The sequence below is a fragment of the Roseicyclus sp. genome (assembly GCF_052168335.1).
Taxonomy (GTDB): domain Bacteria; phylum Pseudomonadota; class Alphaproteobacteria; order Rhodobacterales; family Rhodobacteraceae; genus Roseibacterium.
In genome coordinates this window covers 1-11,339 of sequence record NZ_JBQLZP010000596.1, presented here as the reverse complement: position 1 = coordinate 11,339, position 11,339 = coordinate 1, and the positions used below count along the sequence as shown (strand labels likewise).

Sequence of the window (11,339 nt, the reverse complement as noted above, 5' to 3'; positions counted from 1 at the left end):
CCCGCAGCCACAGGTCCGGCGGCTGCGCCCCCGTCACCACGTGCTGCCGCGCCACGACGAAACAGGGCACGCCGGTGACGCCGCGCGCGCGTGTCGTGGCGTCCCGCTCGCGGATCTCGGCGGCGTCGGCGTCGCCGTCCAGGAGCGTCGCGATCATCGCGCCGTCGAGGCCCGCGCTTTCGGCGACCTCGCGGAGCGCGTCGCGGTCGCCGATGTCGCGCCCGTCGACGAAGTAGGCGCGGAAGAGGGCCAGCGCCACGGGCGTCTGCCGCCCCTCGATCCCCGCCCAGTGGATCAGCCGGTGCGCGTCGAGCGTCGAGGGCGTCCGTCCGATCCGGTCGAGGTTGAGCGTCAGGCCCGCGCGCTCGGCATGCTCCAGCACCGGGGCATAGGCCCGCAGCGCGCCCTCGCGCCCGCCGAACTTGTGCTCGAGGTAGTCGTGCCGGTCCATGCCGCCCGCCGGCATCTCGGGGTTGAGCTGGAACGGGTGCCATTCGACCGCGAAGGGATGGTCGGGCCGCGCCTCCATCGCGCGGGCGAGGTTCGTCCAGCCGATGTAGCACCAGGGGCAGATCGGGTCGGAGATGATGGCGAGCGGGATCATGGCATGGCCTTTCGCGCGAGGTCGGCCAGCGCGCGCCGGTCGAGCTTGCCGTTGGGGGAGCGGGGCAGGGCGGGAAACCGCAGGTAGGCCCTCGGCTGCTTGTAGCGCGCGAGCGCGGCCTCGGCCAGTGGGGCGAGGTCCGCTTGCTCCGCGTCGCCCGCCCAGGCGAGGGCGATCACCGTCGTGTCGGGCTTCGGGCTGACGGCCAGCGCGGCGCAGTCGGCGACGCCGGGCGCTCCGTGGAACACCGCCTCGATCTCGAGCGGCGAGACGCGGAAGCCGCCCGCCGTGATCAGGTCGTCGCGCCGCCCGTGGTAGACGAAGGCGCCGTCGTCCCGCCGCAGGACACGGTCGCCGGTCTCGAACCAGTCGCCGTTCAACGGCAGGTCGAGCGCGCCGCCCTCCGACCAGTAGCCGAGCATCAGGCCCGGGTCCGCGCGGTGGACGGCCAGCGTTCCGATCTCCCCGTCCGCAAGCTCCGCGCCCGCCTCGGACAGGACCGCGAGGCGCCGGCCGTCCTGCGCGAAGCCGAGCGTGCCCTCGGGCGCCGGGCGGGCGGGCGCGCCCGAGAGGAAGGTCGAGCATTCCGACATGCCGAGCGCCTCGTGCAGTTCGGTCCCCGTGGCCTCGCGCCAGCGCGTCCGCAGCGCCTCGGGCAGCTTCTCGCCCGCCGACAGCCCGTGGCGGAGGCGCGGCAGGTCGAGCTTGCCGCCCGCGAGCATCCGCCGGAAGATGCCGGGCGCGGCGGCGAGGATCGACGCGTCGTGACGGCGGAGGAGGAGGGGCAGGGCCGAGGGCTCCGTCCCCGGCGCGGGCACGAGCGCGGTCGCCCCGACGGACCAGGGGTCCAGCAGGCCCGTCCCGAGCGTGAAGGTCCAGTTGAACGCGCCCGCGTGGAGCAGGCGGTCCTCGGGCCCGAGGCCGTACCAGCCGTCATGCATCATCCGCCGCGCCCAGACGGCGCGGTGCGCATGCGCCACGGCCTTCGGCGCACCGGAGGAGCCGGAGGTGAAGACGAGGTAGGCGAGCCGGTCGGGCGACCCCATCGCGTAGTCGGCAGGGGCGGCCGCCATCATGCCCCGCAGGTCGGCGAGGACGGGCGCGGCGATGTCTGGCAGCGCGATGCCCTCGCCCGCCAGCACGGCCGCAGGCGCGACGAGCCGCGCGATCCGCGTGACCTCGCCCCCGGTCAGCGCGGCCGCCGTCGGCACCGGCACGATCCCGGCCGCCACCGCGCCGAGGAACGCGACCGGGAACTCGACCGTGTTCCCGAGCCGGAGGAGCACCCGGTCGCCGGGCACCAGCCCCGCCGCCAGCATCGCGCCCGCCATGCCCCGCACGGCCTCCGTCAGGCGCGCGTAGCTCCACCGTTCCGCCCGTGCAGGCCCGACCACGGCGAGCGCGACCTTCTCGGGCGTCCGGAGGCCGGCCTCCAGCACGTAGGCGGCGAGGTTGAAGGGGGCGGGGCAGGGCGCGCTCATGTCCTCCGCCCTATGCCGCCGACCTCCGCGTTGCAAGACGCGCGGCGGCCCGCTAGATCGGCGGTCATGAAGGACGAACCGAGCCTCATCCGTCTGGCCCGCGCGACCGGCGCGGAGGACCCGGCCCCCCAGCCGGTCGACCTCGCCACGCGCGTGCGCGCGCTTCGCAAGGAGCGGGGCTGGACGCTGGAACAGGCGGCGCAGGCGGCGGGCCTCGCGCGCTCGACGCTCTCGAAGATCGAGAACGGGCAGATGTCGCCCACCTACGACGCGCTGAAGAAGCTCGCGCAGGGCCTCGCCGTCTCGGTGCCGCAGCTCTTCACCCCGCCCTCCGAGGCGCAGGTGACGGGGCGCATGGCGGTGACGCGCGCAGGCGAGGGGCAGGCGCATCCGACCGCCACCTACGAGCACGACCTTCTCGCGGGCGCGCTGACGCGCAAGGCGATGCTGCCCTACCGCGCCCGCATCCGCGCCCGCGCCTTCGAGGAGTTCGACGGCTGGGTGCGCCACGACGGGGAGGAGTTCCTCTACGTCCTCACCGGGCGCATCCGCCTCTTCACCGAGTTCTACGCGCCCGTCGACCTCGCCCGCGGGGACAGCGCCTATTACGACGCGGCCATGGGCCACAACGTCGTCTCGATCTCCGAGGACGACGCCACGATCCTCTGGGTCACGTCCCTTGCCTGAGCTCACCTGGGCTCGCCCGAGCCCGCCCGGGCCTCAGCGCCGCCCGAGCGGGCGGGCCGGCACGTCGTCGTCGCCGAAGCGCCGGTCGTCGGCCAGCGGGTCCTCGCCTTCGGGAACGTAGCCCTTCGCGTCCTGCGCGGCGGCCTGGTCGTGATCCGGGTCGGCATAGGCGTCGAGCGGCAGCGGCGTCTCGCGCCAGTCCTCGACCTCGCGCTCGGCCTCCTGCGCCTCGGTTCCCGTCTGCACGAGCCCCGCGACCAGTTCACCCCGCTCGCCGCTCATGCCCGTCAGCTGCTCCTCCGAGAGCTGCGGCCAGCGTGCCATGACCGACGGGATCAGCGCCGTCCAGTTCTCGCGGATCTCGTCCCACTGCATGTCGTCCCCTCCTTCTGCCCGGGTCCGGAAGGGCAACGGCCCGCGCGCGCCGCTTGTTCCGGGCTCAGCCGAACATCGCGCGGAGATCGACGCTGCTCTCGCGGCCGATCTTGCCGAGATGGGTGTCGAGGAAGGCCTCCGCCGCCGCCCGCCCCGCCGCGCGCAGCTGGTGGAGGACCTGCGGCACGGCCACGAGCTTCGTCGCGACCGAGAGCTGCCGCATCAGCGCGTCGTCCGACACCATGTGGACGCGGACCCGCTTCATCGTGCCCTCCGGCATCGTCCCGTCGGCGAGCAGCCGCTGCACGAAGTCGATGGCGCGCAGCTCGCGCAGGAGCGAGGAGTTGAAGCTGATCTCGTTGATCCGGTTCTGGATCGCGCGGGCCGAGGTCGGCACCTCGTCGCGCAGGAGCGGGTTGATGTTCACCACCAGCACGTCCCCCGGCAGGTCCGGCGCGAAGAGCGGGTAGAGCGCGGGGTTCCCGGTGTAGCCGCCGTCCCAGTAGGCCTCGAGCCGCCCGGTGACGGGGTCCGCGATCTCGACCGCGCGGAACAGCGTCGGCAGGCAGGCCGAGGCCATGATCGCGTCAGGCCCGATCTCGGGGCCGGTGAAGATGCGGATCTTCCCCGTCCGCACGTTCGTGGCGCAGATGAAGAAGCGCGGGCCCGGGTCGCCGCAGACCTCGTCGTAGTGGAAGCGCTCGACGATCCGCTGGAGCGGGTTGGCGTAGAACGGCCCCGAGGCATAGGGGCTGACGAGCCGCGCGATGCCGTCGGTGAAGGCGAAGGGCAGCGAGGCCTCGATCGCCGCGCTGACCGAGGAGGGGGCCACCGCCTCGAGCCAGGGGGCGAGGCGCAGGTCGGTGATCGCGCCGACCTGCTCCCAGAGCCATTCCAGGTTCTCGCGCGCCGCCTCGCGGCTGCCGCGCGCGAGCCCGGCCTTCAGCGCCGCGCCGTTCAGCGCCCCCGCCGAGGTGCCGCTGATCGCCGCGATCTCGACCTCCGCCTCCTCGAGCAGCCGGTCGAGCGCGCCCCAGGTGAAGGCGCCATGCGCGCCGCCGCCCTGGAGCGCGAGGTTGATCCGCTTCGTCCCGGCCATGGCAGACGGCCCTCCTCGTTCATCCTGGCAGAAAACTCCGGGGGGAGCGCCGCAGGCGCCGGGGGGCAGCGCCCCCCGCCAGCCTCCGCAGCGTCAGAGCGCGGTCCAGCCCCCGTCCACGCTGATCGTCGTACCGGTGATCTGCGCCGCCGCGTCCGAGCAGAGGAAGACGGTCGTGCCCCCCATCTGCTCGACGGTGGCGAATTCCTTCGACGGCTGGCGCGCCAGCATGACCTGCCGCACCACCGTGTCCCGGTCCATGCCGTGCGCCTTCATCTGGTCGGGGATCTGCGCCTCGACGAGCGGCGTCAGCACGTAGCCCGGGCAGATCGCGTTCGCGGTGATCGGCTCCTCCGCCGTCTCGAGCGCGGTGGTCTTGGTCAGGCCGACGATGCCGTGCTTGGCCGCGATGTAGGCCGACTTGTAGGGCGAGGCCGTCAGGCCGTGCGCCGAGGCGATGTTGATCACGCGCCCCCAGCCCGCCTTGCGCATCAGCGGCAGGGCGGCGGCCGTGGTGTGGAAGGCCGAGGAGAGGTTGATCGCGATGATCGCGTCCCACTTCTCGGCCGGGAATTCCGGGATCGGCGCGACGTGCTGGATGCCGGCGTTGTTGACGAGGATGTCGCAGGCGCCCGCCTCTTCCACCAGTGCGCGGCACTCGGCCCCCTTCGACATGTCGGCGCGGATGTAGCGCGCGGTCACGCCGGTCTCGGCCGCGATCTCGCGGGCGATCGCGTGATCCTCCTCCCGGTCGGTGAAGGAGTTGAGAACGACGTCCGCGCCCGCGCGCGCCAGTTCCCGCGCGATCCCGAGGCCGATGCCGGAATTCGATCCGGTGATGACGGCGGTTCTGCCCGACAGGTCGGTGGTGATGGCCATGATACGCGCTCCTCTTCGTCTCGACGATGCGGGGCGGAGCCTAGTGCTGCATCTGCAAAAGGAACAGGGGGGACGGACGCCTGCGGCAACGGATCAGCCCCGCCCCGAGCGGCGGTGGACCGCGCGCGGCAGGAGCAGCGCCGTCCCCGCGGAGAGTGCGGCGGCGGCGAGGAAGATCGCGCCCGCCGGAGCCGCCTCGCGCACGAGACCCGCCAGCACGGGGCCGCCGACGCTCCCCGCCGCGACGGCGAGAAGCGCCGCGGTGAAGCCCGAGGCGGGCAGGGCGGGGAACAGCCGCTCCGACCAGAAGGACAGGACGGCGCTCGCCATCATGACGTAGACGCCCTGGAGTCCGGCCGAGAGAATGACCTCGGCCCAGCCCGTCGGCACCAGCGCGACGAGGAGGTGCGAGACCGCCGAGGCCAGCAGGAGCGCGCGCAGGATGCCCGGCAGGCCGAGGCGCGCCCGCACGCGCCCCGTGGCCAGTCCGGCCAGCCCGAAGACCCCGTAGGCGACGAAGACGACCGGCGCGGCGAGGCCCGCCCCGGCGCCGGGCAGGCCGCCCGTGGCCGCAATGCGGTCGGCGGCGAAGGAGATGTAGATGGCGGTGGTGATCCCGAAGGAGAGGCCGAGCGCGTGGATCGGCCAGGCCCGGCGCGCGATCAGTCGGCGGATCGCGGCCTCGGGCATGGGGCCCGAAGCGCCGCGGACGCGGCTGAGCGCCGCGAGGTTGACGATGGCGGCCGCCGCCGCGCCCGCGGCGAAGACCGCCCAGGCCACGCGCCACGACAGCCCCGACAGCGCCACCGCCCCGGCGCAGAGCGCGGCCGCGGTGACGCCGATGCTCGTCCCGGTGCTGACGACCGAGAGCGAGCGGGGCCGCTCGGCGCTCGGCACCGCGCGGTGGACGGCGTCGTTGAACGGGGTCCAGGCGAAGCCCGCGCTCGACATGACGAGGATTGTGCCGAGCGCGAGGAGGGCCGCGTTCGACGCCGCGGCCACGATGCCGGAGCCGAGCGCGGCCGCCAGAAGCCCGAGCGCCACGGGCAGCCTCGGGCCGCGCCGCGCATCGAGCACCTGCGCCGCGACGAGCGCCACGAGGAACCCTGCGAAGCCCGCGCCCGAGATCAGGCCCGCCGTGGCGGAGGACAGGCCGAACGCCTCGCGGAACTCGGGCAGGAACAGGCCGAAGCCCGTGCGGCCCGGCCCGAAGGCGATGGCGGTCGCCGCGAAGCCCGCGCCCGAGAGCCTGGTGAGGTCCGACATGGCTGCGCCCCTTCCGATGCGGATCGGAGGTCAACGCGGGGGCGGGGCGCTCCGATCCGGTCGGGGCCGCTACCCGGCTGCCGTGCCAAAAAAAACGCCGGCACGAGGCCGGCGTTCAGTTATTGAGGCAGGTTTCATACAGGCAAGAAACCTATCGAGCAGTGGTGCCTTTATAAGCAATGACTTGCCGCGTGTCCAACCGAAAAGTTGCATTGCGTGCTTTTGCCCGGCTAGCGTTCCGGACCAAGGAGAACACGGGGCCCGGCAGGAGGAACATAGGCATGTCCAGGCAGACCATCACGAGAATCACCGGATCGCCCGGCCGCCTGCACAGGGCTTTGGCTGTCGGCGCGATCCTGTCCGCGCTAGCAATAGTTGGCCCTGCGGCGGCGCAGCCCTCCCATGGTATCGCCATGTACGGCGAGCCCGCGCTGCCCGCCGACTACACGCACCTGCCCTACGTCAACCCCGATGCGCCCACGGGCGGTCGGATCGTGACGGGCGAGGTCGGCTCCTTCGACAGCCTCAACCCGCATATCCGTCTCGGCTCGGTTCCCTGGCAGCTCCGCTTCCTCGCCTACGAATCGCTCATGGGCCGGTCCTGGGACGAGCCCTTCACGCTCTACGGTCTGCTGGCCGAGTCGGTGGAGGTCGATCCGAATCACATGTGGGTCGAGTTCACCCTGCGCCCCGAGGCGCGCTTCTCGGACGGCAGCGCGGTGACGGTCGAGGACGTGATCTGGTCCTACGAGACGCTCGGCACCGTGGGGCACCCGCGCTACCTCAACGCCTGGACGCGCGTGGCCTCGATCGAGGCGGTGGGCGAGCGTGGCGTGCGCCTCACCTTCACCGAGGCCGACCGCGAGCTTGCGCTCATCATGGGGCTCAGGCCGATCCTGAAGGCCGCGCAATGGGAGGGCGTCGACTTCGCCGAAAGCGGGCTCGACGTCATCCCGATCGCGACGGGGCCCTATGTCGTCGATGATTTCGAGGCCGGGCGCTTCGTCTCGCTCCGCCGCGATCCCGATTACTGGGGCGCCGACATCCCCTTCCGGCGCGGGACGAACGTGATCGACGAGGTCCGTTTCGAGTTCTTCGCCGACGGCACCGCCATGTTCGAGGCCTTCACCAGCGGAATCATCACCACGATCCGCGAGACCAACGCCGCCGACTGGGCCACGCGCTACGACTTTCCCCGCGTGCGGTCGGGCGAAGTCGTCCTCTCCGAGATTCCGCACCAGCGGCCCTCGGGGATGACCGGTCTCGTCATGAACACGCGGAAGGAGGCCTTCGCCGACTGGCGCGTGCGCGAGGCGATGATCCAGGCCTTCAACTTCGAGTTCGTGAACCAGACGCTGAACGGCGGCGAACAGCCCCGGATCAACTCCTACTACTCGAACTCGCCGCTCGGCATGCTTCCGGGGCCCGCCGAGGGCCGCGTGGCCGAGTTCCTCGCCCCCTTCGAGGCCGACCTCCTGCCGGGTGCGCTGGAGGGCTACGTCCTGCCCGTTTCGGACGGGTCGGAGCGCAACCGCGCGGGCATCGCCGAGGCGCTGCGCCTGATGGAAGAGGCGGGCTATACCGTCGAGAACGGGGTGATGACGACGCCGGGCGGCGCGCCCTTCACCTTCGAGATCCTGCTCCAGACCGGCTCCTCCGAGAACGAGGCGATCGTCAACATCTATACCGAGGCGCTCGCGCGCATCGGCATCACGCCCACCGTGACCTCGATCGACTCGGCGCAGTTCCGCGAGCGGGCCGACGCCTTCGACTTCGACATGACGTACGGCACCTGGGGCCTCTCGCTCAGCCCCGGCAACGAGCAGCGGCTCTACTGGGGCTGCGACATGGTCGAGACGACGGGTTCGCGGAACCTCATGGGCGCGTGCCACCCGGCCATCGAGGCGATGATCGACCGGATGCTGACCTCCGAGAGCCAGGAGGACTACGTGGCCGCCGTGCGCGCGCTCGACCGGGTGCTGATCTCGCAGCGCTACGTCGTGCCGTTCTGGCACAACCCCATCGCGCGCATCGCCCACAACGCCGAGCTGCGCTACCCGGACGTCATCCCGATCTACGGCGACTGGATCGGCTGGCAGCCCGATGTCTGGTGGGTGGAGGAGTAGCGTCCCCCACCCGGTGAGCCGAAAACGTCCCCGCCCCCTGTCGCAACCGGACGCGACAGGGGGCGCGCCCGCGCGACAGATGGCCCTGATCGAGGCGGGCAGGACCGGGGACGAAGATGCACTACAGGACCGGCGCGGCGCTGGTGATGGCGGCCGCCTTCCTCTGGTCGCTCCAGGGCCTGATGTTCCGCCAGATCGAGAGCGCGGGGCCCTGGGAGGTGCTGTTCTGGCGCTCCGTCGGGATGCTTCCGGTGCTTGCGCTCTTCATCGCCTGGCGCGCCGGGGGGCGGTTCCTGGCGGCCATGCGGGGCGTCGGCCCGACGGAGGTGGGCGGCGGCCTCTGTCTCGTCCTCGCCTTCGGGGGCACCGTCTACGCGATCCAGAGCACGACGATCGCGAACGCCGTCTTCCTCTTCGCGGCCTCGCCCTTCATCGCCGCCTTCCTCGGCTGGGCCTTCCTGGGCGAACGGGTTCGGCGGGCGACCTGGATCTCCATCGTCATCGTGCTCGTGGGCATCGCGATCATGGTGCAGGGCGGGCTCGAGCGCGGCGCGCTCCTCGGCAATGTCGCGGCGCTCATGGCCGCGGCGGGTTTCGCCGTCTTCACGGTGATCCTGCGCGCGGGCGGCCGGGCCGACACGCTCCCCGTCGTCTTTCTGGGCGGCCTGTTCGCCTCCACGGCCGCGGCGGGGATGACCGCGCTCGGGGGCGCCACGCTCGCCGTGCCGGTGGCGGACGCGGGCTGGGCGCTGGCCATGGGAGCGGTCACGCTCTCGGGCGGCATGGCGCTCTACACGCTGGGGAGCCGGGTGGTGCCCGCCGCGGACCTCACGCTGCTGACCATGCTGGAGGTGATGCTCGCGCCGCTCTGGGTCTGGGTGTTCCTCGGCGAGACGGCGAGCAACGCGACGCTCCTCGGCGGCGGCTTCGTGCTGGGCGCGGTGCTGCTGAACGCGCTCGGGGGCGTGCGCCGCGGGGCGGTTCCGGCCTAGGCGGCTATTCGGCCGCGGCGGGCACCTTGTCCTCCAGCGCCTTCTTCGCGTCCTCGCCGTTCGGATAGACGAGGCCGGCCGAGATGATCAGCTTGGCCGCGTCCTCCACGCTCATGTCGAGCACGATCAGGTCCTTGCGCGGAATGAACAGGAGGAAGCCCGAAGTCGGGTTCGGCGTCGTCGGCATGAACACGGCCACGACGTCCTCGGACGTGCTCGCCTGAACCTCGCCCTTGGCGTTCGAGGAGATGAAGCAGATCGCCCAGATCCCCTTGCGCGGATATTCGATCAGCGCCGCCTTGTCGAAGTTCTGCTCGCCCTGGCTCAGCACCGTCTCGACGATCTGCTTGAGGCCCGAATAGAGGCTGCGGATCAGCGGGATCGAGAGGACGAGGCTTTCGGCCCAGAGGATCAGCGACCGCCCGATCAGGCCCTTGGCGACCCAGCCCACGAGGATCGTGAAGAGGAGGAACGTGACCACGCCGAGGCCGCGGATGTTGACCTCGATGCCGGTGTATTCGTTGATGAGGAGGGCGGGGTTGTAGCCCGCCGGGATCAGCGGCAGCACCCAGCTGTCGATCCAGCCCGTCAGCGTCCAGATCAGCCAGATCGTCACGCCGATGGGCGCGATGACGACCAGCCCGGCGAAGAAACTCGACCGGAGCCCGGCGAAGAAGCCGCGTTTCGGGGGCGGGGGCGTCTCGGGCAGTTGCATTCCGCGTCTGGGTTTACGGGGGCTCGGGTTCAGCACGGATTAGGTAGTCGCTGCCGGGCGTCCGCACAAGGACAAGCGACGCGGGTGGACCGGCTCAGGGCTTCAACGCGCGCGCGATGTGCGCGGCGAGCCGGGCGTTGTTCAGAACGAGGGCGATGTTGGCCTCGAGCGTCCGCCCCTTCGTCCGCTCGAGGAGCCATTGCAGCAGGAAGGGCGTCACGCCCTTGCCGCTCACGCCCTGCGCCTCCGCCGCCGCCTGCGCCTCGGCGATCAGGGGGGCGAGCGTCGCGGCCGGGATCTCGTGGGCGGCCGGGATCGGGTTGGCGACGAGCTGTCCGCCCGGCAGGCCGAGGGCGCGGCGCATGGCATGGGCGGCCGCGATCTCGCCCGCCGTGTCGAGGCGCAGCGGCGCGGCGAGCCCGCTGTCCTGCGACCAGAAGGCGGGGAAGGCGTCCTGTCCGACCGCGATGACCGGCACGCCCAGCGTCTCCAGCACCTCGAGCGTCTTCGGCAGGTCGAGGATCGCCTTGGCGCCCGCCGCCACCACCGTCACCGGCGTCTGGGCCAGCTCGTGCAGGTCGGCCGAGATGTCGAAGCTCTGCTCCGCGCCGCGATGGACGCCGCCGATGCCGCCCGTGGCGAAGACCTCGATCCCGGCGAGCCGGGCCGCGATCATCGTCGCGGCGACGGTCGTGGCCCCGGTCCGGCCGGAGGCGAGGCAGGCCGCGATGTCGGCGCGGCTGAGCTTGGCGACGTCCTTCGCGCGGGCCAACTCCTCCAGCGCGTCGGGATCGAGGCCCGCCCGGATGCGCCCGCCGATCACGGCCATCGTCGCGGGCACCGCGCCCGCCTCGCGCACGGCCTCCTCCACGGCGCGGGCCGTCTCGAGGTTCTGCGGAAAGGGCATCCCGTGGGTGATGATGGTCGATTCGAGCGCGACGAGGGGCCGCCCGGCGGCGAGCGCCCCGGCGACTTCGGCGGAGGGGGCGATGAGGTCGTGCATGGTGCTATCCCGAGACGTAGAGGGCGGCGGCGCGGGCGGCGACCTCGAGCGCCTGCTGACGCCCCGCGCCGCCCAGTTCCGCCGCGATGTGTGCGGCCATGAAGGTGTCGCC

Annotated in this window: 11 protein-coding genes and 1 pseudogene; 3 read left to right on the top strand and 9 right to left on the bottom strand. The window is 72.2% G+C overall.

The annotated features are described in order from the left end of the window. The coding region (locus tag ACTS11_RS18290) for a DsbA family oxidoreductase (protein ID WP_442641720.1) at positions 1-604 on the bottom strand (604 nt) is incomplete at its 3' end. After that, complete coding sequence (locus ACTS11_RS18285) at positions 601-2,085, bottom strand: class I adenylate-forming enzyme family protein (RefSeq protein ID WP_442641719.1); 1,485 nt, start codon at positions 2,083-2,085, stop codon at positions 601-603. The genes ACTS11_RS18285 and ACTS11_RS18290, both read right to left, overlap by 4 nt. A 66-nt stretch (positions 2,086-2,151) precedes the next feature. Here ACTS11_RS18285 and ACTS11_RS18280 point away from each other — a divergent pair, with 66 nt between their 5' ends. Further along, entirely contained in the window at positions 2,152-2,772 is a 621-nt protein-coding gene (locus ACTS11_RS18280) for a helix-turn-helix domain-containing protein (protein WP_442641718.1), read from the top strand. 33 nt (positions 2,773-2,805) lie between these two features. On the opposite strand, the gene ACTS11_RS18275 is transcribed toward ACTS11_RS18280, so the two are convergent. The 4 genes from ACTS11_RS18275 to ACTS11_RS18260 all read right to left on the bottom strand — a co-directional run bounded on the left by ACTS11_RS18275 (position 2,806) and on the right by ACTS11_RS18260 (position 6,391). Beyond that, positions 2,806-3,147 (bottom strand): hypothetical protein, encoded by a 342-nt coding sequence (locus ACTS11_RS18275; RefSeq protein WP_442641717.1) that lies wholly within the window; start codon positions 3,145-3,147, stop codon positions 2,806-2,808. A 64-nt stretch (positions 3,148-3,211) separates the two neighbouring features. Then, the gene (locus tag ACTS11_RS18270; RefSeq protein WP_442641716.1) at positions 3,212-4,246 is read right to left on the bottom strand and encodes a patatin-like phospholipase family protein; all 1,035 of its coding nucleotides are present in this window, start codon (positions 4,244-4,246) and stop codon (positions 3,212-3,214) included. A 93-nt stretch (positions 4,247-4,339) separates the two neighbouring features. Further along, positions 4,340-5,125: a 3-hydroxybutyrate dehydrogenase gene (locus tag ACTS11_RS18265; protein WP_442641715.1), complete on the bottom strand. Its 786-nt coding sequence runs from the start codon at positions 5,123-5,125 to the stop codon at positions 4,340-4,342. A gap of 93 nt (positions 5,126-5,218) precedes the next feature. Beyond that, positions 5,219-6,391, bottom strand: a complete 1,173-nt coding sequence (locus ACTS11_RS18260) for an MFS transporter (protein ID WP_442641714.1) — start codon at positions 6,389-6,391, stop codon at positions 5,219-5,221. Positions 6,392-6,672: 281 nt separating this feature from the next. On the opposite strand from ACTS11_RS18260, the gene ACTS11_RS18255 reads away from it, so the two are divergent. Next, positions 6,673-8,517, top strand: a complete 1,845-nt coding sequence (locus ACTS11_RS18255; RefSeq protein WP_442641713.1) for an extracellular solute-binding protein — start codon at positions 6,673-6,675, stop codon at positions 8,515-8,517. Between the two features lie 116 nt (positions 8,518-8,633). Beyond that, a complete protein-coding gene (locus ACTS11_RS18250) occupies positions 8,634-9,509 on the top strand; it encodes a DMT family transporter (RefSeq protein WP_442641712.1) in 876 nt (291 codons plus the stop codon). 4 nt (positions 9,510-9,513) lie between these two features. Here the strand turns inward: ACTS11_RS18250 and ACTS11_RS18245 are convergent, their stop codons facing one another. The 3 genes and pseudogenes from ACTS11_RS18245 to ACTS11_RS18235 all read right to left on the bottom strand — a co-directional run. After that, on the bottom strand, positions 9,514-10,224 hold the full coding sequence (locus ACTS11_RS18245; RefSeq protein WP_442641711.1) for a DUF502 domain-containing protein: 711 nt from the start codon (positions 10,222-10,224) through the stop codon (positions 9,514-9,516). A gap of 94 nt (positions 10,225-10,318) precedes the next feature. After that, entirely contained in the window at positions 10,319-11,227 is a 909-nt protein-coding gene (locus ACTS11_RS18240; protein WP_442641710.1) for a pseudouridine-5'-phosphate glycosidase, read from the bottom strand. A gap of 4 nt (positions 11,228-11,231) precedes the next feature. Next, positions 11,232-11,339: pseudogene (locus ACTS11_RS18235) on the bottom strand (PfkB family carbohydrate kinase); the annotation flags it as partial.

Excerpts from the sequence above, each read along its gene's own strand:
- ACTS11_RS18240 (WP_442641710.1), bottom strand. The coding sequence starts at position 11,227 with ATGCACGACCTCATCGCCCCCTCCGCCGAAGTCGCCGGGGCGCTCGCC.
- ACTS11_RS18275 (WP_442641717.1), bottom strand. The coding sequence starts at position 3,147 with ATGCAGTGGGACGAGATCCGCGAGAACTGGACGGCGCTGATCCCGTCG.
- ACTS11_RS18280 (WP_442641718.1), top strand. The coding sequence starts at position 2,152 with ATGAAGGACGAACCGAGCCTCATCCGTCTGGCCCGCGCGACCGGCGCG.
- ACTS11_RS18255 (WP_442641713.1), top strand. The coding sequence starts at position 6,673 with ATGTCCAGGCAGACCATCACGAGAATCACCGGATCGCCCGGCCGCCTG.
- ACTS11_RS18285 (WP_442641719.1), bottom strand. The coding sequence starts at position 2,085 with ATGAGCGCGCCCTGCCCCGCCCCCTTCAACCTCGCCGCCTACGTGCTG.
- ACTS11_RS18265 (WP_442641715.1), bottom strand. The coding sequence starts at position 5,125 with ATGGCCATCACCACCGACCTGTCGGGCAGAACCGCCGTCATCACCGGA.
- ACTS11_RS18245 (WP_442641711.1), bottom strand. The coding sequence starts at position 10,224 with ATGCAACTGCCCGAGACGCCCCCGCCCCCGAAACGCGGCTTCTTCGCC.
- ACTS11_RS18260 (WP_442641714.1), bottom strand. The coding sequence starts at position 6,391 with ATGTCGGACCTCACCAGGCTCTCGGGCGCGGGCTTCGCGGCGACCGCC.
- ACTS11_RS18270 (WP_442641716.1), bottom strand. The coding sequence starts at position 4,246 with ATGGCCGGGACGAAGCGGATCAACCTCGCGCTCCAGGGCGGCGGCGCG.
- ACTS11_RS18250 (WP_442641712.1), top strand. The coding sequence starts at position 8,634 with ATGCACTACAGGACCGGCGCGGCGCTGGTGATGGCGGCCGCCTTCCTC.